Genomic DNA, 26,509 nt, shown 5'->3' on the forward strand with positions numbered 1-26,509 from the left:
CAGAAGGCTAACAACGGGGGATAGCATGGCGACAAAGCAGCGTATGTCCAGGTCAAAGGGCTCAAGAAACACTATGGCGACGGTGATGCGCGCCTGACGGTACTCGATGGCATCGACACGTCCATCAACCGCGGCGAGATCTGCGTCATGCTGGGGCCCTCGGGCTCGGGCAAGTCGACCTTTCTCAACCTGATCGGCGGCCTGGAGGATGCCGACGGCGGCTCCATCATGGTGGACGGCTGCGATCTCACCGTGCTCAAGCCTGCCGATCTGGGCGAGTACCGCCGCCGCGAGCTGGGCTTTGTCTTCCAGTTCTACAACCTGGTGCCCGACCTTACCATCAAGGAAAACATTGAGGTCACGGCGCACCTGTCCAAAAAACCGCTCGACGTCGACGATCTGCTGCGTTCGCTGGGCCTCTACGAGCACCGCAACAAGTTTCCGCGCCAGGTCTCAGGCGGCCAGCAGCAGCGCTGCGCCATCGGCCGTGCGCTCGTCAAAAATCCGGGCCTGCTGCTGTGCGATGAGCCCACGGGCGCGCTCGACTACAAGACATCCAAGGAAATCTTGCGGCTCATGGAGGATGTCAACCGCACCTACGGCTGCACCATCATCATTGTCACCCACAATGCGGCCATCGCGCGCATGGCCAATCGCGTGCTGCGCCTGCGCGACGGGCGCATCGTCGAGGATGAGCTCAACGAGTCACCCGTCGCGGCCGCCGAGCTCGATTGGTAGGCGGCGCCATGACACCTCTCGCAAAACGTCTCCCGCGCGAGCTGCGCCGCAATATCGGCAAGTACCTGGGCATCTTTTTGCTTATGTGCGGAAGCATCGCCCTCACGTCGGGCTTTTTGCTCGCGGCGCATTCCATCGGCTGCCTCATTGACGACATGCGCGATGCATACACGATCGAGGACGGCCGCGTGACTACCTCCTTCGAGGCCACCAAAGATCAGCTCAAGGCTGCCGAAGACGCGGCTGAGGACGTCGGCGGCGTTACGTTCTACAAGAACTTCTCTATCGACGCCATCATCAAAAAGGCGGCTGGCGACGACGGCACCAAGCGCACCCTGCGCACCTACGCGCATCGCACCAAGGTCGACATTGCGTCCTACTGCGAAGGCAAGCAGCCAAAGGCGGACAACGAGGTGGCTATCGACCGCGTCTTTGCCACCAATAACGACCTCGCCATCGGCGATAGGGTCGAGCTCGAGGGGCGCACCTACACCATCTGCGGCATCATGACGCAGCCCGATAGCCAGGCGTTGTTCCTCGACAATTCGGACTTTACGGTGAACACCATCACGTATGGTGTCGCCGAGGTCACCGACGCCGGTTTTGCCGCGCTCGAGGATGCCGGCGGCGCGCCCGCCTATACGTACTCCTTTACCTTTAACGACCGTGACCTCTCCACCGCGGACCGCATTGATGCGGAGCAGGATATGGTCGAGGCGCTGACCGACGCCGATGCGCGCGTGGACGATCTGATCGATGCCGATTCCAACCAGGGCATTGGCTATGCGCGCGACGACGTGGACGGCGACTCCATGATGTGGATGACGTTGCTCAACATTATCATCGTGATCATGGCGTTTGTCTTTGTGGTGCTCACCGACGCCACCATCGAGGAGGAGAGCGCCATTATCGGCACGCTGCTCGCCAGCGGCTATCGCCGTCGCGAGATCGTGCTGCACTACCTGGCACTTCCTGCCATCGTGGGCGTGCTCGCGGCACTTTTGGGCACCGCGCTCGGCGTTGCGTTCTTTACCGAGCCCATGCGCGGTCTCTACTACGGCTCGTACAGTCTGCCGCCCTTCCAGGTGTACTGGAGTTGGGGGATCTTTGTGTGAAGTGCGCCGTGGTCCCCGCCGCCGCGCTCATCCTTATCACGCTGGTGGGTCTGCTCCGCAAAATGGGCAAGACGCCGCTGCAGTTCCTTCGTCACGAGGCGAGTGGCAAGTCGGGTACCAAGCGCGGTCTGCAGCTGCCGGAACGCATGGGCTTTGTCTCCCGCTTCCGCCTGCGCGTCTTCCTGCGCAACCTGGGCAACTTCGCCACGCTCTTCGTGGGCATCGCGTTTGGGTCGCTGCTTTTGCTCTTTGGTCTGGCGATCCTGCCCACGATGACGCACTATGCGGACAACCTCGAGACGAGCCTGGTCGCCGAGCATCAGTACACACTCAAGGCGCCGCTGGAGCTCGAGGGCACTACCGAGGAGCGCGAGCAGTGGTCGGCACTCGAGCGCTTGCAGTCGGTTGACGGCGCGCTGCTTTCTGCCGCCCAGGATGCCGATGACGAGCTTGACGGCGCGGCCGATGCGGCGCAGACGGCAGCCGATGCCGCGACCGCATCTCCGTCTGCCGAGAGCCTGACCGCAGCGCAGGATGCGCTTGCCAAGGTCCAGGACAAGAAGGATGCGCTCTACGCGCGCCTTGACGATCTTGCCGATGCCCTTGGCTGCGACCGCGACGAGGCTATCGACCTGATCGACAAGGCCTCTAAGATCGACACTGACAACGACGATATCCACCCGGTCAATACGACCGACAACGGCGCGGGCGCAATCGCGCAGGCCGAGAAATATGCCGTTTACCAGCTGCAGTACGACCGTGGCGACGGTAATGGCGAGGAGACGATTTCTGTCTACGGCATCTCGTCCGATTCGCGCTACTGGAAGGGCCTCAACATCGGCGATGGCCGCGTCGTCTTTGGCGGCGGTCTGCTCGATAAGTTTGGCTGGAGCGAGGGCCAGAAGGTCACGCTCAGCGACAAGTACGAGGGCGAGCATTATTCCTTTGAGTACGCGGGCAAGGACTGTGCCTGGGGCTCCAAGTCGGACATGAACATCTATATGAGCATCGATGACTTTAACGAGCTGTTCGACAACGATGCCGCCTACTTTAACGGCTATGTGAGCAACGAGAAGCTCGACCTCGATGCTCGTTACTTTGCCGGTGACACCACGCCCGACGACATGCGCGCCGTGGGCGACCAGTTCATCGGCATGATGAGCAAAATGATCGGAATGATGATCGGGCTCGCGGTGTTTATCTTCCTGCTGTTTATGTACCTGCTGACCAAAGCGGTGATCGACCACAGCGCCCGTTCGATCAGCTACATGAAAGTCTTTGGCTATCGCGATAGTGAGATCTCGCATCTGTACATCCGCTCGATCACGCTGTGCGTGGCGGCGTCGCTCGTGCTGAGCCTGCCGGTCATTATTGGCTCGCTCACGGCCATCTTCCGCTCGATGCTGCTCGCCTACAACGGCAATATCGAGATCTACGTGCCCGCTTGGTCCATGGCTGCATGCGTCGGCATTGGCTTTGCGACCTACCTGGTCGTGGCGCTGCTACACACGCGCTCTATCAAGCGCGTCGGCCTGGCCGAAGCCCTCAAGGTGCAAGAGTAGCAATTGGGGACGTTCTTAAACGACTAGTCATCGGGGACAGTCTTTGTCGGATTGCCGGCTCGTCGGCCGGGCTGGCAGGGACTGTCCCTGACGGCACTCATTTAAGTCTGTCCCCAATGAGTGGCCGTGCTTGACTTCAACCCCACTTCACCGGGTACCATCCTCTATGTCTGTAACGCCATATAGACCGAGGGGATAGATCTATGACCGCAACCGCACCCGCAGCACCGGCAAAGGTGTACTTCACCAACCTGCGCACGCATGCTCGCGAGAGCCAGCTCGACAAACTTAAGCGCCTCATTCGCCGCGCCGGCATTGAGCAGATCGACTTCGAGAACAAGTTTGTCGCCATCAAGATTCACTTTGGCGAGCTGGGCAACCTGAGCTTTTTGCGCCCCAACTACGCCCGCGCCGTCGCAGACGTCGTGAAGGAGCTGGGCGGCAAGCCCTTCCTCACCGACTGCAACACGCTCTACGTCGGTAGCCGCAAAAACGCGCTCGAGCACATCGATACCGCCTACCAGAACGGCTTTACCCCGTATGCCACGGGTTGCCAGATCATCATCGCCGACGGCCTCAAAGGTACCGACGAGGCGCTCGTCCCGGTCGAGGGTGGCGAGTACGTGCGCGAGGCCAAGATCGGTCAGGCGCTCATGGATGCCGATATCGTGATCAGCCTCACCCACTTTAAGGGTCATGAGCAGGCCGGCTTTGGCGGTGCCATGAAGAACCTGGGCATGGGAGGCGGCAGCCGTGCCGGCAAGATGGAGCAGCATGCCGCCGGCAAGCCGAACGTCGCGACCGAGCACTGCGTTGGCTGCCATGCCTGCGAAAAGATCTGCGCGCACAACGCTATCTCGTTCGATGGCACCCGCGAGCGCGAGCTTGCCGGCGGCGCTACTCGCACGGTGCACGTGGCCGCTATCGACCACGATCGCTGCGTGGGCTGCGGCCGCTGCATCGGCGTGTGCAACCAGGATTGCATCAAGCCCGGCTATGAGGCCGCGGCCGACGTGCTCAACTGCAAGATCGCCGAGTACACCAAGGCCGTCGTCGACGGCCGCCCGAGCTTTCACATCTCGCTTGCCATGGATATCAGCCCCAACTGCGATTGCCATCCCGAAAACGATACGCCTATCGTCAACGATATCGGCATGTTCGCGAGCTTCGACCCGGTCGCCATTGACCAGGCCTGCGCCGATGCCGTCATGGCATCCGAGCCGCTGCCCAACACCGAGCTCACCGATAGCGCGGCCAAGATGGAGCACAACCACGAGCATCTGGAGGGCGAGCAGGCCAAGGATCCCTTCTGCATCACGCATCCCGACACCGACTGGCGCGTGTGCATCGCGCACGCCGAGAAGATTGGCCTGGGCACGAGCGAGTATGAGCTCATCGAGGTCAAGTAGCGCCTAGCTATTGGACAAAATAAGCGCCTTTGTAGCGTTAGTTGAGCAAAAGCCGCCCGTGAGCACAGCGCTCACGGGCGGCTTTTTGGAAGTGCGGCGAAAAATCGAATCCCGCCGACCACAAACCGTTTTTTGGAAACAAAACCCCAGACGTTGCTTTTTGCCTAAAAATACTCGTCGAGGAAGTTGTCGACCGTATTCCAGTAGAGCTCGGGGTCGACCTGCGCGCTCTTGGCGTGGGTGGCACCATGGATGGTGAGCTTTTGCTTGACCTTGCTGGCGCATGCGTCGTAGTTTTGGTCGAGCATGTCGTACGGCACAAAGGTGTCCTGGTCGCCGTGGATAAACAGCATGGGAACCGTCGCGTGTTTGAGTTGCTCCACACTGCTCGCCTTATGAAAGTCGTAGCCCGCGCGCACGTTGCACACCAAGTTTGCTACATCGAGCAAGGGAAAGCTGGGCAGGCCGAACACGTCCTTGAGCTGCAGAGAAAACTCGTCCCAAACACTCGTATAGCCGCAGTCCTCGATAATGCACTTCACGTTTGCGGGCAGAGATTCCCCCGCGACGTTCATGGCGGTTGCCGCACCCATCGACTCGCCAAAGACAAGAATGCGCGCCTCGGGGTCGGCTGCAACGATCCGTCCAATCCATGCAACGACATCGAGGCGCTCGGGCCAGCCCATGCCGATATAGTCGCCGCCGGAGCGCTCGTGGGCGCGGGCGGCGGGTGCGAGTACGTTCATGCCGCGGTCGTGGAATCGCTTGACGTATCGAGCCATGCCGATGGGCTCGTTGGTATATCCATGCAGGCAGACGGCGTAGTCGTGTGCGCTCTCCGACGCAGCAAAATACCAGGCGGCAAGCTCGGTCCCGTCGTCCGCGGTGAGGTTGCTGCTCTCGCGATTCTCTTTAAACCATGCCCGCGCCTCGGTATCCTCGGCATCCGGCTGCTCACCTTCTTTGTCGTTCTTGCTATCCTGCATCATCTTCATGGTGTATGGCGCGCGGGGATTCAGCGCGAAGTCAAACAAAAAGTTGCCGGCAAATCCGAGCAGCGCAACGACAACCACCAGTGCAACGATGCCGGCTATCTTGAGCTTTCGATGGGAACGTGCGTTTTGAGCCATGCGGTATTCTCCTATAAGATGTTAATACATCAACATTTAATGCAAGCGCATTATGGACGTTCGCCGTTGATGCGTCAACAGGCAAAGAATGGGTAAACAAAGAGTCACGTATGGTGCAAATTTCGCACGTACCTAGACGCTTTGATATAGTGTTGAGAACTCTTTACGTTGGAGGATGTAACCGGCATGTCCGATTCGAGCGACAGTTCTAAGCCGCGACCCAAGACCGCGGCCGTTCCACACTACACAGTGGGCGAGGAGATCATGAACTCCGTCACCCATGGTGTCGGCTGCCTGCTGGGTATCGCGGGCCTGGTGCTCCTGATCGTATTCGCCGCCCTGCGCGGCGGAGGCCCGGCCCATATGGCCGCGGCGATTGTCTATGGTGTCAGCATTATCCTCGAATACCTAGCCTCCACGCTCTACCACGCGATTCAGCCCGCGCGCGCCAAGCGCGTGTTTCGCATCATCGACCACAGCTGCATCTACCTGCTCATAGCCGGCAGCTATACGCCGTTTTGCCTCATCACGCTCGCAAACGACGGCGGCGCTGTGCTGTTCTTTGCCGTATGGGCCATCGCCATCATCGGCATCGCCCTCGAGTGCTTCCTACGCGAGCGCCAGCCGCATTGGGTAAGCGGCCTGGTCTACCTGCTGATGGGCTGGCTCGTTGTCTTTAAGCTGCCCGAACTTGTTGCGCTGCTCAACCCCGTGGCACTTGCCCTGCTCGCCGTCGGCGGCGTGTGCTACACCGCGGGCGTGCCGTTCTATATCGCCAAAAACGTGCGCTATCTGCACAGCGTGTTTCACCTGTGGGTGCTCGCCGGCAGCATCTTCCAGTTCATGGCGGTGATCCTCTTCGTAATCTAGCGACCACGCCTGCGCGCCCGCGTTCTCGTTTGGGCGCCGGTGCAATTGCCGTATCCGCCATCAACGTTTTAACCTGACGTCCCGAATCTTGGAGGTTCGAGAAACTCCCGATGGACATAACCATCTCCCTTATCACCACCCTCGTTTTGACCCTCATCAACGGCTACTTCTCTATGTCCGAGATGGCGCTCACCACGGCCAAGCGCGCCGTGTTGGAGCACGAGGCCGAGGAAGGCGACAAGCGCGCCGAGCGTGCCATTAAGCTGGCTGCCGACTCCGACCAGCTGCTCGCCACCATCCAGGTTGCCATTACGCTCGTGGGCTTCGCCTCGTCCGCCGTCGCCTCGACGAGTCTGTCCGACCCGCTCGCCACGTGGCTCATGAGCTTTGGCATCGCGCCGCTCTCCGCCATCGCGCGCGGCCTGGCGCCGGTCATCATCACCGTCGCGGTCGCCTTCGTGTCCATCGTGATCGGCGAGCTCGTCCCCAAGCGCATCGGCCTGGCCAATGCCGAGGGCGTGTCCAAGCAGGTCGTGGGACCGTTGTCGTTTTTCCAAAAGATCGCCCGTCCGCTCGTGTGGCTGACCGGCGCCTGCTCCGATGGCCTGGCCCGCATCCTGCGCATCAAGAGCGCCGACGACCGCCAAAACGTCTCGGAAGAAGAGATCAAGTACATGGTCTCGGAGCAGGACGACCTGCTCGACGAGGAAAAGCGTATGATCCACGAGATCTTTGACTTGGGCGATACCGTTGCCCGCGAGGTCATGGTGCCGCGCGTGGACACCACCATGTGCGAGGACGACGAGACGGTCGCCGACGTGCTGTCCACCATGCGCCAGACCGGCTTCAGCCGCATCCCCGTCTATCACGAGGATCCCGACAACGTCGCCGGCATTGCGCACATCAAGGACCTGATCCAACCCGCGCTCGACGGCAAGGGTGACCAGCCCATCGCCGGCTTTTTGCGCGACGCCACCTTTGTGCCCGACACCAAGGACATCCTGCCGCTACTGTCCGAGATGCAGACCTCGCACGACCAGATCGTGGTGGTCGTGGACGAGTACGGCGGCACGGCCGGCATTATCACCATCGAGGATATCGTCGAGGAGATCGTCGGCGAGATCGAGGACGAGTTCGACCCCGACAACAAGTATCTCACGCGCCTTTCGCGCCGCGAGTGGCTCGTTGATGGGCGTTTTTCGTGCGATGACGCGATTGAGCTTGGTTGGCCGCTCGAGGAAAGCGATGATTATGAGACCATCGCCGGCTGGATTTTGGAGCTTTGCGACTCGGTGCCCGACATCGGAGAGGTGTTTGAGGTCGCGGGGTACAAGTTTAAAGTTCAGTCGATGCGTGGCCAGCGCATCTCGCTCATTCGCGTGATCGCTCCGGCCGAAACCGATAAGAAGGATTCCGAGTCTTCGGCAGAGAAGCCGGCGGCGTCGGGTGCGGGCTCTGTGGATCCGCACGATGGCGACGAGTAGGGCAAGGAAGAGTAGGGGAGAGTTATGGCAGGCCTGTTCAACATCCTTAAGGTCACCGTCAGCGAGGACAAGATCTGCGCGCATGTGCTGGTGAACCCCGGCATGCCGCTCATGACCTCGGAGGATATCGAGGCCACGGCGCGCGTGTATTACCTGGTGCCGGCGATTGCCAAGCACCTGTGCCTGGGTGATTCCGGTCGCGAGTTCCAGGACTGCATGGGCCAGACCGAGCTCTGCCACCTGCTGGAGCACGTGACGGTTGAGCTCATGAACGAGACCGGTCTTGCCGGTAGCATCTCGTGCGGCCGCACGCGCGTAAGCGAGCACGACGAGCGCGTCTTTGAGGTTGAGCTTTCGTGCCCCGACGACGCGCTGGCCATCGGTGCGCTGTCTTCGGCCACCTTTATGATGGACTGGGCCTATCTGCACGCCGACCAGCCTGCCCCTGACGTGGAAGGCACGGTCGCGGGCCTGCGCAACCTGGTGCTGGGCATGCGCGCCGAGGCCGAGGGCAAGGATCCTCACGAGGCCGTCGCCGCTGCGAACGGCGAAGATGCTGCCGAGGACGAGGGCGCTGACGAGGGCGATGCGCCGGCCGACACCGAGCCCGTTGCCGATGCGACCGCCGAGCCCGTTCCCACCGAGCCCCAGGGCGTCCCCAACTTTGACGACGAGCCCCAGGTGGCGATTGATACCGAGGGCGCGGTTGCCGAGAACCACGAGGCCTCCGCTGCCGTCTTTGGCGGTGCGGCGACGGTTCCGGCAGGGCCTGCGCATGAGGGCGGCCTGCCGCTCGTGGACGGCGCCGGCGAGGACCCGGGTGCCACGGTGGCCATGCCGGCTATGCCTCAGGAGTAGGCCTACACGTTTATCACCATCACGTACCTGCGCTTTTGCCGTACGCAGATGAGCGGAGCGGCAAGTGATGCGCTGCGGGTATAATGGACAGCATTCAAACGGTGGGCACCGACGTGCCCGCAGGAGAGGAATGATCATGGGTAAGACTTTCAGCTTTGTCTCCGGCGCACTTTTTGGTGCCGCTGCCGGCGCTATTGTCGGCGTTGCTCTGGCCCCGCGCTCGGGCGCCGAGACCCGCGCCATGGCTGCCGATATCGCCAACGACGCCTGGGACAATATGCGCGACACCTACGAGCACAGCGCCGAGGAGGCCCGTGCTGCGGTGAATGACTTTGGCCCGATGGTCGACGCCAAGACCGACGACCTGCGCGCCAAGGTCGACCTGGCCCGCGAGCGCATGGACCAGCTGCGCGAGCAGCTCAACGACGCCATTTCGGGCGGCAACGTGACGCCTGCCGCCGACGTCGTGGTCGAGAACGCCGTCGAGGCTGATACCGAGGCTGCGGAGCCCTCGACCGAGGCATAATGCGCGCCGGGGATTTTGTCGGCGCCAAGATCTATCGCAAGCCTACCGAGGACAAGCGCACCAAAAAGGACGGCACACCGCGCAGCCCTAAAAAGCTCGGAAAGATTCACTTTCCGGTCTTTACCCCGGGCGGTACGCGCGTGGTCGGCTTTATGGTCCGCCAGTCCGATATCGCGGGCATGATCGAGCGTCCCGACCGATTCGTAGCGCTCGACGCCATTGGTGTCTACGAGGGCGCCATTGCGGTCGATGACGTCAAGGACACGTACGATTCCGCCGCCGCTAAGCGCCTCGACATCAACTTGGACGATTGCATCATCTGGGTCGGTATGGACGTGCGCACGGAATCGGGCGACGTCGTGGGCTATTGCTCGGACGTTGAGTTCAAGCCACGCTCGGGCATCGTGCAGGCATTCTATGTGACCGCTGGTGCTGCTTCGAGTGTTTTGGTCGGTGACACGCAGGTGCCGCCGACGATGCTGCGCGGCTACGAGAACGGCGCGATGGTCGTCTCGGACGAGGTCAAGTCGCTCGGGTATTCGGGCGGTGCGGCTGCCAAGGCCGCCGAGGCCAGCGTCGTGGTGGGCGACAAGGTCAAAAAGGGCGCCAAGGTGCTCGACGACAAGGGATCGGTTGCCGTGGACAAGGGCAGTCGCGCACTGGGCAAGCAGCTCGGCAAGACGCGTGGCATGTTCAAGGCCTTTAAGGACGAATACCAAAAGGCGAGCGGAGGCTCGTCAAAAGCTACAAAATAGCGACGTACCAAATGATGGGAGGCAAGCCGGAGACCTGTTGCTCCGGCTTGCTGTGTTTATGGGGGAGGGCACATGCGCCAAAACGGATCCAACTTAAACGGGCGTTCGGGTGCGCGTCCGACGGCGCGCCGCGATCTGGGGCAGCTGCCCAGCGGTCAGCGCAAGCGTCACCGTAAGCCCGGCGCGATGTATCTCAACCATAGCCGCGGCTTTAGCGACCGCAGCGCTCGCATCGGCAACAGCCGTACACCCCGTCGTTCGTCTCGCTTGCCATACGCGCTCATTGCCGTGGGCTGTGCGCTCGTGCTGTTTATCGCTGCCGTCGTGGGCTACGTCAACCGCAGCGTGGACGTGGAGCTCAACGGCCAGAAGACCGCGGTGCGCGTGGGCTCTACGCTGCAGAATCTCATCGACGACCAGGAGTTGACTGACACCTACGACGCAGGCGACCTGCTAGCCGTCGATGACAGCGTGCTCAAGCGCCATGGGGGCGAAAAGCTGTCGGTGAAGGTCGACGGCAAGCGCGTGAAGCAGGGCAAATGGGATAGCCGCGAACTCGAGGGCGGCGAGAAGGTGACGGTCAAGGATGGCCGTAACACCTACGAGAAGCACGAGGTTCAGGCTACGGTTATCGAGCCCAAGCTCAAGGTCGAGGGCACGGGCGCTATCGAGTGTGTGCAGACGTGGGGTGTCCGGGGCCGCTCCGAGGTGTGGGTTGGTGAGCAGTCGGGCAAGACGCAGGACCGCGGCGAGGTTGTGCCCGCCACCGATTGCGTTGTTGCGTGCGCCAGCGTGGCGCCCAAGGGCAACAAAAAGTACGTGGCGCTGACGTTTGACGAGGGTCCGAGCGGCGCCACCAAACAGACCTTGCAGGTGCTCAAGGAAAAGGGCGTCACCGCGACGTTCTTCCTTTCGGGCGATGCGGCCGAGGCCTCGCCTGCCACGGCCAAGGCGATTGTCGACGCCGGGTGCGAGATCGGATCCAACAGCTACAGCGACGATTCGCTCAAGGGTCAGGACCGTGAGGCGGTGCGCGAACAGATCACGAAAGGCACCGATGCGATTAAGTCGGCGACCGGCGTGAAGACGATGCTGCTGCGTGCTCCCTACGCTGCCTTTGACGAGCAAAACTGGATTGATGCGATGGACCTGGTCTCCGCCGTGGTCTCGTGGAATATTGACTCGGGCGACTGGCTGCTCAACGGTGCCGACGAGCAGGTCTCGACGGTGCTCGATTCGGTGACGCCGGGCAATATCGTGCTGCTCACCGATAGAGACGAATGCGCCGAGCAGATGCTCGAGGCGCTGCCGCAGATTATCGACGGCCTCATTGCCGACGGCTACAAGATCGTGACGCTCAGCGACCTGGTCAAGACGGACACGTCGCTGAGCAAAAAGCTCACCTCGCTGACGAAGGTCACCATGCCCAAGGACGCCGTGTTCCCCCAGCTTGCCGAGGACGAAGATACCACAGAGTAGTCATTGGGTAGTCATTTAAGAACGTCCCCAATGACTATGTCACGGATGCGTCAGCGTTTGGTATGCCTGCAATGTGCAGCGCATAAATTCGATGCCGCAGGGCGATGCTGATGCTATAGTTACTGCGGTTAATGAGGGTCAAGAGAAAGGTTACAGGTGAAATCCAAACCTCGACCATACAGTCGATGACCCCATGCAGGTGCTTTTTGCGCATGCACGGGGTGTAAGCGTCGAGCGGCGTGCCGCCCGCGCATGCGTATACATATCCAGAAGCCCCCGGACGTCGCACATGCGGCCGCGTCCGGAGGAATAATGATGGGGAGCACCATTGAATTATCTGAGTGAGATGCTCAAATTGCCGGTCTTGGACGTCGATGGAGAAAAGCTCGGCGTGGTGAACGATTTTGGTATTGCTACCGGCGAAGTTTTTCCGCACGTGACGTCGCTCGCGTTCCGCGGTCCCGGCAAGACGCCGTTTATGATCAGCTGGCGCAAATGGGTCGACCGTATCGACGAGACGGGTGTACACCTTAAGACGTCGGCCACCGAAATCCGTTTTTCGTACCTGCAGCCGACCGAACTCTTGCTTGCCCGCGACGTGCTCAACAAGCAGATTGTCGACACGCAGGGCATGAAAGTCGTGCGCGTAAACGACATCAAGTTTTCCATGTCGGGCGAAAATCAGCTGCGCCTGCTGGGCGCCGAAGTGGGCGCCCGCGGTCTGCTACGCGCGATCAGCCCCGCACTCGAGCATATCGTCGAAGGCTTTATGAAGCACCTGGGCAAGCCGCTCAGTGAGGACATCATCGCTTGGTCCTACATGGACCTGCTCGATCGCTCGACCAAGAACATTCAACTCTCGGTGTCGCATAAGACGCTCGGCGAGCTGCACCCTGCCGACATCGCCGACATTATCGAGCAGCTCGACCCGCGCCTGCGTGCGCAGGTGTTTGCACAGCTCGATACTGCCCAGGCCGCCGAGGCCATCTCGGAGTTCGATGACGACGAGCTTATGACCGAGATGCTCGAGGGCCTGTCCGACACGGACGCATCGTCGATGCTGGCCATGATGGACCCGGACGACGCCGCCGACCTGATCGACGAGCTCGATTACGAGAAGGCCGAGAAGCTCCTGCGCCTGATGGGCGTCAAGGAGGAGAAGGCGATTCGTAACCTGCTGGGCTATGAGGACAACACCGCCGGCCGCATCATGACCTCGGAGTTTGTCTCGCTGCCCGCCACGGCGACGGTCGGCGATGCCATCGAGGCGATTCGCAAACTCGATGAGGACTTCGAGAGTGTCTATTACGTCTATACCGAGGATCCGAGCGGCATGCTCACCGGCGTGCTCTCGCTGCGCACGTTGATCGTGGCCGACCGCGATGCCACGCTGGGCCAGCTCGCCTATCGCGACCTGGTCTACGTGTCGCCCGACGAGGACCAGGAAGACGTGACGGACGAGATGACCAAGTACGACCTGGTTGCCATCCCTGTCTGCGACGAGAACCGTCATATCCTGGGCATCGTGACCTTCGACGACGCCATGGACGTTATCGCCGAGGAGCATCAGGAGGACCTGCAGATCGCCGGTGTCGGCTCGGGCGATAGCGCGTCGGACGACTCGACGAACGTGCTCAGCTGGTTTGTGCATCGCCAGTACTGGGTTGTCGTGTGGGGCATTGCCTCGTGCATCATGGCAACGGTGCTGGGGACGGCGCTCGGCTCCGCGCATCTGGTGGTGTTCCCCATGTGCGCCATGCCGCTCGTGCTGCTTGCTGCCTCGCGCATGGTGTCGTTCGTCAAGAACTACTTCTTGGAGTATGACGGTCACGACGACGAGCCCAAGCCGTATCTGGGGTTCTTCTTCCAGAGCACGGGCATGGGCCTGATTCTGTCACTCGTGACCTACCTGTGCGCCCAGCTGGTGCGCACCGCCGCGTTCCCCGATGCGCTCATGTTTGAGGAGCAACTCTTTACCGGGTCCTTTAATATCGCTGCCATCATTTGCCTGGTTGGCAACATGAGCGCCGTGATTTACCTGATGGTGCTGTTCTGGCGTGACGAGCATGACCTCAACACGTCGGGCACCGCCATGAACGTTATTGCCGTCATGATCTCGTGCGTAGCGTACTGCGCCGCTGCGGTGCTGCTCACCATGTCGGTCATTGGCTAGGTGGTCGCGTGCAAAATACCAAGCAAAAGTCGGGCACCAAGCAAAAGTTGACCATCGCGGCCATCTTTGGCGCTATGGGCCCCGGTCTGCTGGCGGCGCTTTCGGGCAATGACGCCGGCGGCATTGCAACGTATTCCAGTGCGGGCGCCAGCTATGGCTACAAGATGCTCTGGATGCTTCCCGTCATGACTGTGCTGCTCATCGTGACGCAGGAGACCGCGGCGCGCTGCGGCTGCGTCACGGGCAAGGGCCTGGCATCGCTCATCCGCGAGCGCTTTGGCGTGCGCAAGAGTGTACTTGCTATGGCGGCGCTGTTGATCGCCAACACGGCTGTGACCATTTCGGAGTTTGCGGGTATCGCCAGCGGCCTTGCTCTCTTTGGCGTGCCGGCGAGCATCTCGGTGCCGTTGGTGGCGCTGCTGGTGTGGATGCTTACCATGTCGGGTAGTTTCCAGCGCATCGAGAAGATTCTGCTGCTGGTAAGCTGCGTCTTCGTGACCTATATTGTCGCCGCGTTTATGGCTGGCCCCAACTGGGGTGAGGTCGCGGTCGACCTGGTCGTGCCTAACATTCAAAATGACCCCAGCTACGTGTCGCTCGTGGTCGCAACGATCGGTACCACCATCGCGCCGTGGATGATTTTCTTGGCGCAGAACAACGTGGTCGACAAGAACGCGGGCGAGGACGATATCGTGCTGCAGCGCATCGATACCGTGAGCGGCTCGCTTGCCGCCGATGTCATTGCCGGCTTTATTATCATCACGACCGGTACGGTGTTGTTCCCGGCGGGCATTCAGATTAGCGATGCTGCCGATGCTGCCCGTGCGCTGGAGCCTATTGCGGGTCAGTGGTCCACGGTACTGTTTGCCTCGGGCCTGGTCGCGGCGAGCTTCTTGGCTGCCTGCGTGCTGCCGGGCGTTACGTCGAGCGCTATCTGCGAGGCATTTGGCTGGGAGCGCGGTGCCGACCGCAGCTGGGACGAGGCCCCGGTCTATCGCGGCATCATTACGGCCATCATCGGTATCTCTGCCGTGCTGGTGCTTATGCCCGGCGTCGATCTGTTCCAGATTATGATGACCTCGCAGGTCATCAATGGCGTGCTACTGCCCGTGGTTCTGGTGTTCCAGGTGGTTATTGCCGCTGACCGTCACATTATGGGCACTAACCGCAACGGCCGCGTGTGGAATGTGCTCACTTGGGCGACTATCGGTGTGATTACGGTGCTCACGGTCGTCATGTTTGTTCTGCAGGCGATGGGTTACAGCGCTTAGCGCCTCTTTTGGACTCCAAACAGGCCGCAGCGGTGGGCTGCGGGCTGTTTTTGTCTGCTATAGGGTGTTAGTTATATAGCAGTGGGCAAAAAATGCCAAATATGAGTACTGTTGCTAAGTGAATAGCATTTACATTCAAGAAGATAATAAACATAACCTATAGTATGTTCATTAAAATTGGCTCCAATACGCCTTAAACCAGTCAGGTTGGCTGCTTTAGGGGGTTGTAGGGTTCGCTCGGACGTCATTTTGGGTGGTTTTGCCTGCTACTAAAATGGTAACAGTACTCATATTTGCCCTTTTTTGCCCACAGACCTTTGAGGGTGCGGCGAAAAGGGCTTGTTTTGATTGTTTGGGGCAGGCGCGAGGCGCGGAAACGATGTCTGGAGCGACGGAGCGGCCTGGAATTCATCCGTAGAGGTCTTCATTGGCTGCGCCAGGAGTGTCCCTAGGTACCGGTACATAAGGAACGTCCCTAACTGCCGGAGGGGGCGTCTGCCGTGGCAGACGCCCCCTCCGGATGTGGGAAGTTTGCGCTGCAGGTTACTTGTCGGTGCCCAACTTGTGCGGCTTGAAGGCAAGCGCATTGATGAGTGCGTCGGTGGCAGACTTGACGGCTGCCGGCTGCGGATCGTTGACGTGATCCTCGGGATGCACGGGCAGGTCCTTCTTGACTGCGTCGTGGATCAAGTTGAGGTACTCAGTCACGCCAGTGGTCGATAGGTGCGTGCCATCGCCATCGAACAGGTCGTTGCGGTTGGCGCTGTATCCGTACCAGTCGATAACGCGCACGTTCTTGTAGCGCGTGGCGGCGTTGGCGATGGCCTGGTTGGTAGAGCCAACCCACGGCTGCGGGCTGCGCGTGTTCACAAACACCACAATACGCTTATCTCCCGCATCGGCCATGATGGCGTCGATCTGGTCGTCGGTTACCAAGCCGTTGGTGCCCAGGGCAAAGACCACGATCTTGCCGGCAAGGTTCTGCTGGATATAGCCCTCAAATGTCGCGCGCCCCGCATCAAACTGGCGGCCCTTTTCGGCATCGATATGGCTGTGCGGGAACACGCCGTCAAAGGTGTCTACGGCACGCAGCGACACGGAGTCGCCGATCATAAGCAGATCGTAGGAGCCATCGGGGAAGCCGTCGTTGTCCTTGTCGGTGTCGTCGGCCGCCTGCTGGTCGGTGGGCGCGGTGTTCTTGGCTTCCTTGTTCAGAACTTCGGCGCCCTCGCCGCTCAGCGCAGACGTCTCGGGCACAAAGATCAGGCCGCCCAGTGCAACGACCAACACGACAGCGTAGGCTGCGCAGACAGGGATGTGCGTGCGTGCCCAGTTGGCGGGCGTGGTGGTGCCATCGCGGAATTCGGCGACGGTGCGCCCAAAGGCGCCCTTCCTAAACGGAGTCTCGATAAAGCGATAGCAGCACTCTGCCACGGCGACCACCAACAACACCTGCAAAATGTACTGCCACCACGGCGTATCGTTGATGTTGGCGACCGGGTTCATGAGGAGCAGCAGCGGATAGTGCCACAGGTAGATGCTGTAGGAGCGCTTGCCAACCCACACGAGTGGCTCGGCGGATAGCGCGCGGGCAACCATTCCCTGGGGCTGCACGCAGGCCGCGATGACCATGAGTGTGAGGATCGAGCACAGCAGCGTGCCTCCGCGATACTGGAAGGCGGTGTAGCCGTTGGTGAGCGCGACCATGGCGGCAAGGCCAACCAGACCCACGACGCCCAACACATCGATGGATGCGGGCGAGGACCAAAAACGCACGAGGGCGCTCGGCTGTGCCGGGGCGGTCTCGGCTGCTTCGTCGGCCTTCTCGCCAGGCTTGCCCTCGGCGTTCTTGCCGTGCTTGGCGGCGCCAGCTAGGCGATTGAGCCCCAAACGACGAGCGAGACGCACCGGCGCCAGGTCGCGATCGGGGATAAAGGCCATCCAGGCACCCAGCAGCAGCGAGAACACACGGGTGTCGGTGCCGTAGTACACGCGGCTGGGGTCGGCGGCGGGGTTATAGAGCACCATCATGGCGAGGGCAGATACCGCGGCAAGGCCCAGAACCACGCGGCGCGTGTTGGGTTTGCTCACATGCATGGATACCATGGCAAACAGCAGTGGCGGCCAAATCAGGTAGAACTGTTCCTCGATGGCAAGCGACCAAAAGTGCGTGAGCGGCGAGGGGTCGCCCAGAGCATTGAAGTACGAGACGTTTTGGGCAATCTGCCACCAGTTGTTGAAGAACAACAGCGACGGCAGGATGTCGGGGCGCATCTTGGTGAGCATCACGTGGTTGAAGACGGTGCACAGAGCACAGGTCACCACCACGACGGTCACCACGGCGGGGACCAGGCGACGGATGCGGCGGATCCAGAAGCTCTTGAGGTCGATGCGGCCGGTCTTAGCGACTTCGTTGAGCAGCAAGCGCGTGATCAGATAGCCCGAAAGCACAAAGAAGATCGTGACGCCGAGCAGGCCGCCCTGAGCCCACGTGAGGTTAAGGTGATAGAGCACCACCGCGACGACGGCGAGCGTACGCAGGCCGTCGAGTGCAGGGATGTAGCGGGACTTGGGGCGAGCAGGCGTCTGCTCCGCGGCGGGAGTGTTGGCGCGGCCCGCGTTGTTGGCAGAAGCGCGATGGGGGCTCGTGGTGCGTCGCGGCTCGTTGGCACGGCGTTCGCTCTTCACGCGTTCGTGCGGCGCCGGCTCGTTGCCCGTGCGGCGTCGACCGCGCGAGCCCGATTGCGAGAATTGTTCCATAAAACATCATCCAATGACGAGAATAATCAGCACGTATTCATTGTAGCTGCCTGCTCCTGTGAATGCTTGCTGCTGGCGCAAGCTCAAGCGCGCGTCCACATCAAAGTGAACTAAAGTTATAGGGGGTGCGAGAGTGCACAATCGATGGTCGACGGTGGGCACAAAGCCTAAAGACGAGGAGGTTTCCATGGCGGATCACAGCATCGTTGTGGTGTTCGGCAGCATGAACATGGACCTTTCGGTGGCGTGCGAGCGCATGCCGCGCGCGGGCGAGACTGTCGGCGGCAGCGGTTTTATCACCAACGCCGGTGGCAAGGGCGCTAACCAGGCCGTCGCCGCCGCGCGCATGGGTGCGCGCACGTGCATGATCGGCGCGGTTGGGCGCGATACGTTTGGCGATGCGCTGGTGGCGGGACTTCAGGATGCCGGCGTGGGCGTTGAGTTTGTGGCGCGTCGCGATGACGTGGAGACCGGTACCGCGACCATCATTCGCTGCGAGAGCGATAACCGCATCGTGCTGTCACCGGGTGCCAACCATGCGCTTGCGGGTGAGGACGTTGCCTGCGCGCTGAGACGTCTGGTGGCCGATGGGCTCGACGGAGACGCCGGCGAGATTGCCCCGGCTGCCGGAAGCGTCTTTATCGCCCAGGGTGAATGTGACCTTGCAGCGACGGCCGATGCGCTTGTTTGCGCTCACGAGCTGGGGTTCTATGCGGTCTTTAATCCGGCGCCTGCTTGTGAGTTGCCTGCGGAGGTCTGGCCTGCGGTCGACTTGGTCTGCCCCAACGAGACCGAGTGCCAGGTGCTGACGGGCATTCTGCCCACGGATGATGCGAGTTGCGTCGCCGCGCTCAATGCGCTGCTCGACAAGGGCGCCGGAGCTGCGGTCATCACGCTGGGTGGTGCCGGCTCGGTTACGCTCGGTGATGACGGCGAGCTGCTGCGCATGCCGGCGCTTTCGAGCACGGTAGTCGATACCACGGCCGCCGGCGATACGTTTATCGGCGCGTTGGCGGCGGCTCGCCTAGAGGGCCTGCCGCTCTTTGAGTGCATGGCCGCGGGTGCTCGCGCCTCGGCAGTGACGGTGTCGCGCCTGGGCGCTCAGCAATCGATTCCCACGCGCGCCGAAGTTGAACATTGGTTTGGTTAAACGATAAAGACGGAGAAGCGGAGTAGAACAATGGCAATCAAGAAGCTGATCCTTGATCTGGATATGGGAGTGGACGATGCGATGGCGCTGGCCTATGCCATCGCGAGCCCCGAGGTGGAGCTCGTGGGCATCACCACGTGCTTTGGCAACGTGCGCGTCGAGCAATCGGCGCACAATTGCCTGGCGGTGCTCGATCTGCTGGGTCGCCCCGAGGTTCCGGTGTACCTGGGTGCCGACCGTCCTCTGCAGGCGACTGAGCCCTATACGCCGCCGGCGTCCACCGCGCTCATTCACGGCAAGAACGGCATCGGCGGCGCGAGCGTGCCCGCGTCGCCCTACGAGCCGGTGGGGGCGACCTCGGCCGACGGTAACGCTGCGGTCGATTATCTGATCGATGCCGCGCGCACCTATGGTCCCGATCTGATTTACGTGGCGACCGGCCCGCTCTCCAACCTGGCGCTCGCCCTGGAGCGCGATGCGGCGGCAATGATGTCCATCGGCCGCGTGGTCGTGATGGGCGGCGCCCTTACCGTGCCCGGTAACGTGAGCGCGGGCGCCGAGGCCAACATGGCGAGCGACCCCGAGGCAGCCGACGCGGTGCTGCGCTCGGGCCGTAAGCTCACCATGGTGGGTCTGGACGTGACGCATCGCGTGGTGCTCACACGCCGCGACATTGCCGGCTGGACGGGCTCGGGCACCATGGCGGGCTGCGCATTTGCGAGCATGGTCGAGCACTACATTGGCTCGTACGAGATGAACGCACCCTACCTGGGTGGTTGTGCGCTGCACGATCCGCTGGCCGTTGCCGTGGCGATCGACCCCACGCTCGTAGGTGCGCTCGGCTGCAACCTGCGTGTTGATCTGCTGGGCGAGTATCGCGGTCGCACCATCTGCGATGAGCGCCGCCTGTCCGATCCGGACAAGAGCGCACTCGTGGCGCTGACCGTCGACGCCCCGCGCTTCCTGTCCGAGTTCAAGGCGCGCATGGCCCGCGTCCTGGGCTAAGTTGTCTTTTTGGGACGGGCTTTTTTGACTGGTATGATTGGTGCGACCATTCGAACCAGATAAAAGAGCCCCGTCCCAATTTGACTATCGAGAGGATTTGCCATGGAGCGCATCGCCAGCTTTTCCGTTGATCATCTGCTGCTTGAGCCCGGCGTGTATGTGAGCCGCATCGACCGCGATCCGGCGACCGGTGCCGCCGTCACCACGTTTGACCTGCGCCTGACCACGCCCAACAAGGAGCCGGTCATGAACACGGCCGAGTGCCACACCATCGAGCACCTGGGCGCGACGTTCCTTCGCAATCATGCCGAGTGGTCGAGCCGCATTGTCTACTTTGGCCCCATGGGCTGCCGCACGGGCTTTTACCTGGTTGTCTTTGGCGAGCTGACGAGCGAGAAGGTCTTGCCGCTCGTCCGCGAGCTGTTTGAGTTTGTCGCCGACTTTGAGGGCGATGTCCCCGGTGCCGCTCCCGAGGAGTGCGGTAACTACCTGGACCAGAACCTTCCTATGGCCAACTGGCTTGCGCGCCGCTACCTCGACCGCGACCTGGCCGATATCGACGAGAAGCACCTGCACTATCAGCAGGCGTAAGAGCTTTATCGCCCAAAACGAGCGCATTGGGCGCCTTCGCTTATGCGGGGGCGCCTTTTTGTTGATTGGTCAGGACGAGCGTTCAAAATCGCTCATGTTTGTTCTAGAATGTTCGTATAGTCACATTTACGAACAGGAGCGAACATGCATATCTACTCTGTCAACGATCCCGAGTTCAAATCCTATGGCAACGTTTGGGATGACGTTTCGTCCGAGCTCACGTCGCCCGTGCTCGAGGCGCTCTCTGCCACGCCCATTCCCGAGGGCAGCAAGTACGTAGCAAGTGCGCCGGAGCTCGAGGGCGTCAAGGATGCCGATAAACTGGGCTTTCTCATGTTTGGCGGCCGTCCCTTCCAGCTCGGCTGGTGCAACGGCCACAACACGCGTCTCAACTGCCTGGAGTACCACCGCGCCAGCGAGTTTAACCTGGGCGCCCGCGATTTTATTCTGCTCGTGGCGCATCGCTGGGAGATCGAGGACGGCAAGCTCGACACCGCGTGCGTCAAGGCGTTCCGCGTGCCGGCGGGTACGGTTGTCGAGGTCTTCAACACCACGCTCCACTATACGCCCTGCATGGTCGACGAAGGCGGCTTCCAGGTGATGGTGGCGCTGCCGGCGGGCACCAACGGCCCGCGCCCCGAGGCCGCAGCCGACATGCCTGCCACCGGTGACAGCTACTGCTACTGGAAGGCCGACAAGTGGGTCCTCTGCCACGCCGACAGCCCCAAGGCTGCCGAGGGCGGCTACGTAGGTCTCATCGGCAAAAACCTCGATATCGCCTGCGACTAGAATCTTCTGTCTCGATCTGTAACATCTAGCGGGCTAAATCGTCTCTACCTGTTACAGATCGAGACAAACCGGGCCCAAGCCGCCACAAAGGTGCCTGTCCCCTTTGTGGTGGCTGCCTAGAGTTGGCTGCGCAGATAGTCAGCCATATATGGAACGGCGAAACGCACGTAACCGCGGCGCGCCTGTTCGATTACGCCGGCGTCGATGAGGCGCCGGCGATACTTTTGCGCATAGTCGGGTGTGACTGACATACGTTTCGCTACATCGGAAATGCGCGAAACGGCGTCTTCGTCATCAGTCATTGCGTCGAGAAACGCGACGTCTTGGTCCGATAGCGCGGCGAGCGTCGTTTCGCAAACATCGTTTTCGAAATCGGCTTTTGACGCTTCGATAGCTCCGTCGACTTGCTCTGGCGTTACGTGTTCTCCTGTCTTGCAGCGATTGCCGATGTTATAGCCGATGAGCTGCAGCATATAGGGCGAGCCTTGGGTTGCGCGAGCGGCACGGAGGCGAAGATCGCCTGGAATATCAAGGTCGAGCTCTTCGAAAGCCCGCTGATAATAGGCATCGACATCTCCGACTGAAAGCGGTTCGAGCGTGACCTTGCGAGCGCGGTTGAGAAATGTCAGCACGCGGTCATTGAGCGTTGCACAGACGGCTCCCGGGAGACCTGCCATAACAAGCGCGACGTTGAGTCCCTCACCGACCAGCTCTTGATAGGCGGTGACGAGCTGTCTAATCTCAGGTGAATTAGCTTGGAGCTCATCGATAAGGATGAGGATGCCGTGCCCCTGCTCGGTCAGCTTGCGCGCCAGCTGCGTGAGTTTGAACTGGAAACTCTTGGTCTCCTGCACATCGCGTGTGAACTCGAGACCGGCTGAGAAGCCGAAGACGCTCAAGCTACCGCCAGAAAGTTTGGGGAGATGACGCTTGCTGACATAAGGCTCGCCTGCTTCTTGGATTTTTTCAACAATGCGCTCAAGCATATCTTCGGAGGCTACGGTGGGTGTGGCGACAACAAAACCAAGCTTGCGTGCGCGGTCGGCAAGTTCCCACAGAAGAACCGTCTTGCCGCTGCCTCGCTGGCCGAGCATGAGCATGGCTCGGTCTCGATTGCCCGGCTCCTGCTCAAGACCGGAGATGAATGTCGAAATCACGTTCCCGCGACCCACCAGATAGGACGGGCGATTTCCAAATGAGGGGGAGAAGATGGTTTCAGTCATAAGTCTCCTTTCCTTTTTTTCCTATTTTTTCCTTTCTTTCCTATTCAGTCAAATGAATTGCTGAGCGAAGGCGGTTACGTAGGCCTCGTCGGCAAAACCTCGACATCACCTGCGACTAGAATCTTCTGTCTCGATCTGTAACATCTAGCGGGCTAAATCGTCTCTACCTGTTACAGATCGAGGCAAACCGCCCCCAACCACCACAAAGGTGCCTGCCCCCTTTGTGGTGGATTGGGCGGGCGGGTATCAAAAAGTGTCAGACGGGGCGGCTGCCGAGCGCCCGTGCGCGAAAAGAAGTATCGGCCTACGTCGTTGCCGTTGAGCGACACGTTGTTTGCAGGGATACTGAGCCTATGACAACAGCGTGCGAAAGGATTGATGCATGGCTTTCCGTAATGACTTTCTGTGGGGCGGCGCGACGGCTGCTAACCAGTGCGAGGGCGCCTACAACGTGGACGGCCGCGGCCTTGCCAACGTGGACGTGGCTCCGCACGGCCCCGAGCGCTATGCGGTGGTCTCCGGCCAGCGTAAAATGCTCGACTTCGAGGACGGCTATTTCTATCCCGCGCAGACTGGCATCGATTTCTATCACCACTACAAGGAAGATATTGCCCTCTTTGCCGAGATGGGCTTTAAGACCTTCCGTATGAGCCTGGCGTGGACCCGCATCTTCCCCAACGGCGACGAGACCGAGCCCAACGAGGCTGGCCTGGCCTTCTACGAGGACGTGTTCCGCGAGTGTCAGGCGCACGGCATCGAGCCGCTCGTGACCATCACGCACTTCGACTGCCCGATTCACCTCATCAAGGAGTATGGCGGCTGGCGCAACCGCAAGCTCATCGACTTCTACAAGAACCTCGCGACCACAATCTTTACCCGCTACAAGGGTCTGGTGAAGTACTGGCTTGCCTTTAACGAGATCAATATGATCTTGCACCTGCCGTTTATGGGTGCCGGTCTGGTCTTTGAGGAGGGCGAGAACAAGGAGGCTGTCGAGTACCTGGCCGCCCACAACGAGCTCGTTGCCAGCGCTTGGGCAACCAAGATTGCCCACGAGATCGCCCCCGAGGTCAAGATTGGCTGCATGCTCGCCGCAGGTAGCTACTACCCCTACAGCTGTCGTCCGGGCGATGTGCGCCAGGCGCAGCTCGACAATCAGGACAATTACTTCTTCGTCGACGTTCAGAGCCGTGGCTACTACCCGGCCTATGCCGTCAAGAAGCTCGAGCGTCTGGGTATCGATGTGGGCATGACGGACGAGGACCGCGAGATCCTGGCCGCCAACACCGTCGATTTCATCAGCTTTAGCTATTACAGCGCCCGTTGCTCCGCCGGTGCCGATAACCCCGATGTCGAGCGCACCCAGGGCAACGCCTTCGCCGGCGCCAAGAACCCCTACCTGCAGGAGAGCCAGTGGGGCTGGGCCATCGATCCGCTGGGCTTCCGTATTACGCTCAACGATCTGTACGACCGTTATCAGAAGCCGCTGTTTGTGGTCGAGAACGGCCTGGGCGCCAAGGATGTTGTCGAGGAGGATGGCTCCATCAACGACGACTACCGTATCGACTACCTGCGCCAGCATATCGCCGCGATGCGCGATGCGGTGACCGAGGACGGCGTTGACCTGCTGGGCTACACCACCTGGGGCCCGATCGACCTGGTGTCTGCCGGCACGGGCGAGATGTCCAAGCGCTATGGCTTTATCTATGTGGACCGCGATGATGCGGGCAACGGCACCCTCAAGCGCTCCAAAAAGAAGAGCTTCGACTGGTACAAGCATGTCATCGAAACGAACGGTGAGGACCTGTCCTAAGGGCACTGAGGCGCTCAACCTTGGGGCTCCAACCCTCCTCGCGTACCTAAGTACGCTTCGTCGGGCTTGTCGCCCCCAATCTTGAGCACCTCAGGCCCTTAGGGGGCGGGCCTGACCGCTGTGAATTTCGCGTGCTCATCCTCATAGCCTCCTGACCAAGGCGCCCGGCGAGCAGTTAATGCTTGCCGGGCGCGTTCGCATCGGGATGCCCATCAAGGAAGTGGCGTTGCGCGCGTTCCTTCTGGTCCATGCGGCTCAAAATCGCGGCGTGATGTGGACGGCTGGGGTCGAATTGGCAACATTTCGAGCCTGGCTTCGATATTGAGACTGGTTCTTTATTAAAATGGAATTCCAGACAATTGAGCAGCCGGGGGTTAACCATGAGGGGCATGGGAGACACAACCGCATATCTGCGTCGGGGCATTCGGGAGATTATATGCCTGGCGCTGTTCTTCTTCACGTTTTTGGCGTGCGAGTATCTCTTTGATGTGCGCATAGCCGAGTTCGTGCCATCGAGTGAGGCGTCATCTACGAGAGCATCGTTGTCGGCGCGAGCGTGATTGGCTTTTTCGTGCGCCCATTTCTGTACTATCGCCTTCCCCAGACGATCGATGCGACGAGCGATATTACAGGCGTGCTGTTGGTATCGGCGTTGCTGCTGATGATTACGGCAGTGCGGTTTGAGGTAGTAATTGCCGGCGGCCTGGTGGCGTGCTGCGCCCTGGGCTATTGCGGATCGACCGCCCATGCCAATCTTGCGCGGCGTTTTGCGCAGACGCCCTGCCTGGCGCGCGCCGCCGCACTTTCCTATGCCATGGGCGTTCTGGTACAGGTGATCAACCACATGGTGATGCCTGTCGGTATTCCTCAGCAGGCTGTTCTGGTCGTCTGTGCGATCGCGCAGGTGGCGTTGCTCCACGGTGCCCGACGCGCCAAGCTGCGCGACGAGTCCGACCCCAACTTTGAACCCAGTGCTGCCGGGCTTTCGGTAGATGCTCTGGAATATGGCGCCAAGTGGCATGACGATCCCGAGGCAAAGGCGGCATTCCGTCGCGCCGTAGTTCGCCTGACCGTGGCGACGGCGTATCTTTCCAGCGTATTCGCCGCTCTCAACGCGGGCTTCACGACCTTGCATGCTGTCGGAGCCGTCGATTTGGGCGATTGGCCGCGCCTGCTGCTTGTCGTGAGCTCGTTGGTCGCCGGCGCACTATTTGACCTGCACGGCCGCTCGTATATGAATATCGGCATGACATGTGCCGCCATACTGTCCACGCTTTCGTTCTTTGTGCTCATCGTCGACGGCAATGGCGGCAACGAGCTCGCTGCCACGATCATCTTTTATCTGGGCTCGGGCTTTTTCGTGGTGTTCTTTACCACAAAATATGCCGCCGTCTCGCTCTATGCGCGCTGGTCATATTTTTGGCCGTGCATGGGTCGCGTCGTCAACAACGTGTGCTCGATGCTCGTGACGGCGCCGGCGGTGGCGATCATCTCGAGTCAAAACGTGCTGGCTGCGGTCGGTGCGGCGCTCGTGATGTTTGTGGGCATTGCGATTACGCTGCTGGGGCAGTTGGGGCAACGAGCCGACGATGCCGTGATGCAGGATGGCCTGCCGCTTGCCACCGACGATCTTGGTGGGGATCTTGCGCCCACATGCTCCGACCCCGAGCCCGTGGAGGCAGCGGAGCTCACGTCCGATGAACGCCTCGATTCCTTCGTCGCCACCTTTGGGCTTACAGAGCGCGAGCGCGATATTCTTGAGGCCTTGGTCGTTTCGGACCAGAGCGTTCAGGACATCGCCACAACGC

General features: G+C 60.8%; 21 protein-coding genes. 18 read left to right on the forward strand and 3 right to left on the reverse strand.

The features are described from left to right. The first annotated feature begins 147 nt into the window (after nucleotides 1-147). From AB5Z54_RS01810 to AB5Z54_RS01825, 4 genes are all read left to right on the forward strand, one after another. A complete protein-coding gene (locus AB5Z54_RS01810; protein WP_368159894.1) occupies nucleotides 148-738 on the forward strand; it encodes an ABC transporter ATP-binding protein in 591 nt (196 codons plus the stop codon). An 8-nt stretch (nucleotides 739-746) separates the two neighbouring features. Beyond that, complete coding sequence (locus AB5Z54_RS01815) at nucleotides 747-1,853, forward strand: ABC transporter permease (RefSeq protein WP_368159897.1); 1,107 nt, start codon at nucleotides 747-749, stop codon at nucleotides 1,851-1,853. Beyond that, a complete protein-coding gene (locus tag AB5Z54_RS01820; RefSeq protein ID WP_368159899.1) occupies nucleotides 1,850-3,415 on the forward strand; it encodes an ABC transporter permease in 1,566 nt (521 codons plus the stop codon). Before AB5Z54_RS01815 ends, AB5Z54_RS01820 begins: the two co-directional genes overlap by 4 nt. Before the next feature lie 203 nt (nucleotides 3,416-3,618). Further along, nucleotides 3,619-4,824 (forward strand): DUF362 domain-containing protein, encoded by a 1,206-nt coding sequence (locus tag AB5Z54_RS01825; protein WP_368159901.1) that lies wholly within the window; start codon nucleotides 3,619-3,621, stop codon nucleotides 4,822-4,824. 164 nt (nucleotides 4,825-4,988) lie between these two features. Here AB5Z54_RS01825 and AB5Z54_RS01830 read toward each other — a convergent pair whose 3' ends face one another. Next, a complete protein-coding gene (locus tag AB5Z54_RS01830) occupies nucleotides 4,989-5,954 on the reverse strand; it encodes an alpha/beta hydrolase (RefSeq protein ID WP_368159904.1) in 966 nt (321 codons plus the stop codon). Nucleotides 5,955-6,140: 186 nt separating this feature from the next. Here AB5Z54_RS01830 and trhA point away from each other — a divergent pair, with 186 nt between their 5' ends. The 8 genes from trhA (at nucleotide 6,141) to AB5Z54_RS01870 (ending at nucleotide 15,370) form a co-directional block, all read left to right on the forward strand. Next, nucleotides 6,141-6,824 carry a PAQR family membrane homeostasis protein TrhA gene (trhA, locus tag AB5Z54_RS01835; protein WP_172676303.1) on the forward strand — a complete coding sequence of 228 codons (684 nt, stop codon included), beginning with the start codon at nucleotides 6,141-6,143 and terminating at the stop codon, nucleotides 6,822-6,824. A gap of 110 nt (nucleotides 6,825-6,934) precedes the next feature. Beyond that, nucleotides 6,935-8,308 (forward strand): hemolysin family protein, encoded by a 1,374-nt coding sequence (locus AB5Z54_RS01840; RefSeq protein WP_006235739.1) that lies wholly within the window; start codon nucleotides 6,935-6,937, stop codon nucleotides 8,306-8,308. A 24-nt stretch (nucleotides 8,309-8,332) separates the two neighbouring features. Beyond that, complete coding sequence (locus tag AB5Z54_RS01845; RefSeq protein ID WP_368159906.1) at nucleotides 8,333-9,166, forward strand: cyanophycin synthetase family protein; 834 nt, start codon at nucleotides 8,333-8,335, stop codon at nucleotides 9,164-9,166. A 136-nt stretch (nucleotides 9,167-9,302) separates the two neighbouring features. Continuing rightward, nucleotides 9,303-9,692, forward strand: coding sequence for a YtxH domain-containing protein (locus AB5Z54_RS01850; protein ID WP_035136593.1), 390 nt, complete (start codon nucleotides 9,303-9,305; stop codon nucleotides 9,690-9,692). Further along, nucleotides 9,692-10,447 (forward strand): PRC-barrel domain-containing protein, encoded by a 756-nt coding sequence (locus AB5Z54_RS01855; RefSeq protein ID WP_117848356.1) that lies wholly within the window; start codon nucleotides 9,692-9,694, stop codon nucleotides 10,445-10,447. Before AB5Z54_RS01850 ends, AB5Z54_RS01855 begins: the two co-directional genes overlap by 1 nt. A 72-nt stretch (nucleotides 10,448-10,519) precedes the next feature. Then, the gene (locus AB5Z54_RS01860) at nucleotides 10,520-11,926 is read left to right on the forward strand and encodes a polysaccharide deacetylase family protein (protein ID WP_368159909.1); all 1,407 of its coding nucleotides are present in this window, start codon (nucleotides 10,520-10,522) and stop codon (nucleotides 11,924-11,926) included. Between the two features lie 328 nt (nucleotides 11,927-12,254). Further along, nucleotides 12,255-14,099 carry a magnesium transporter gene (locus AB5Z54_RS01865; RefSeq protein ID WP_368159911.1) on the forward strand — a complete coding sequence of 615 codons (1,845 nt, stop codon included), beginning with the start codon at nucleotides 12,255-12,257 and terminating at the stop codon, nucleotides 14,097-14,099. Nucleotides 14,100-14,173: 74 nt separating this feature from the next. Further along, on the forward strand, nucleotides 14,174-15,370 hold the full coding sequence (locus tag AB5Z54_RS01870) for an Nramp family divalent metal transporter (RefSeq protein ID WP_117637211.1): 1,197 nt from the start codon (nucleotides 14,174-14,176) through the stop codon (nucleotides 15,368-15,370). Nucleotides 15,371-15,913: 543 nt separating this feature from the next. On the opposite strand, the gene AB5Z54_RS01875 is transcribed toward AB5Z54_RS01870, so the two are convergent. Next, entirely contained in the window at nucleotides 15,914-18,130 is a 2,217-nt protein-coding gene (locus AB5Z54_RS01875; protein ID WP_148332913.1) for an acyltransferase family protein, read from the reverse strand. Between the two features lie 187 nt (nucleotides 18,131-18,317). Here AB5Z54_RS01875 and AB5Z54_RS01880 point away from each other — a divergent pair, with 187 nt between their 5' ends. The 4 genes from AB5Z54_RS01880 to AB5Z54_RS01895 all read left to right on the forward strand — a co-directional run bounded on the left by AB5Z54_RS01880 (nucleotide 18,318) and on the right by AB5Z54_RS01895 (nucleotide 21,665). After that, complete coding sequence (locus tag AB5Z54_RS01880) at nucleotides 18,318-19,280, forward strand: ribokinase (RefSeq protein WP_368159914.1); 963 nt, start codon at nucleotides 18,318-18,320, stop codon at nucleotides 19,278-19,280. A 30-nt stretch (nucleotides 19,281-19,310) separates the two neighbouring features. Then, nucleotides 19,311-20,285 (forward strand): nucleoside hydrolase, encoded by a 975-nt coding sequence (locus AB5Z54_RS01885; protein ID WP_368159917.1) that lies wholly within the window; start codon nucleotides 19,311-19,313, stop codon nucleotides 20,283-20,285. A 102-nt stretch (nucleotides 20,286-20,387) separates the two neighbouring features. Next, nucleotides 20,388-20,876 carry an S-ribosylhomocysteine lyase gene (locus AB5Z54_RS01890; protein ID WP_368159919.1) on the forward strand — a complete coding sequence of 163 codons (489 nt, stop codon included), beginning with the start codon at nucleotides 20,388-20,390 and terminating at the stop codon, nucleotides 20,874-20,876. 144 nt (nucleotides 20,877-21,020) lie between these two features. Beyond that, on the forward strand, nucleotides 21,021-21,665 hold the full coding sequence (locus AB5Z54_RS01895; RefSeq protein ID WP_368151887.1) for a DUF4867 family protein: 645 nt from the start codon (nucleotides 21,021-21,023) through the stop codon (nucleotides 21,663-21,665). A gap of 116 nt (nucleotides 21,666-21,781) precedes the next feature. Here AB5Z54_RS01895 and AB5Z54_RS01900 read toward each other — a convergent pair whose 3' ends face one another. After that, nucleotides 21,782-22,888, reverse strand: a complete 1,107-nt coding sequence (locus tag AB5Z54_RS01900; RefSeq protein WP_117848350.1) for an ATP-binding protein — start codon at nucleotides 22,886-22,888, stop codon at nucleotides 21,782-21,784. Between the two features lie 382 nt (nucleotides 22,889-23,270). Between AB5Z54_RS01900 and AB5Z54_RS01905 the strand changes: the two genes are divergently transcribed. Next, the gene (locus tag AB5Z54_RS01905; RefSeq protein ID WP_368159922.1) at nucleotides 23,271-24,701 is read left to right on the forward strand and encodes a 6-phospho-beta-glucosidase; all 1,431 of its coding nucleotides are present in this window, start codon (nucleotides 23,271-23,273) and stop codon (nucleotides 24,699-24,701) included. A gap of 556 nt (nucleotides 24,702-25,257) precedes the next feature. Beyond that, nucleotides 25,258-26,509 (forward strand): hypothetical protein (locus AB5Z54_RS01910; RefSeq protein WP_368159924.1); only part of this gene is annotated, 1,252 nt, incomplete at its 3' end.

Origin of the sequence: Collinsella aerofaciens, from assembly GCF_040910185.1 — a bacterium.
Taxonomy (GTDB): domain Bacteria; phylum Actinomycetota; class Coriobacteriia; order Coriobacteriales; family Coriobacteriaceae; genus Collinsella; species Collinsella aerofaciens_BF.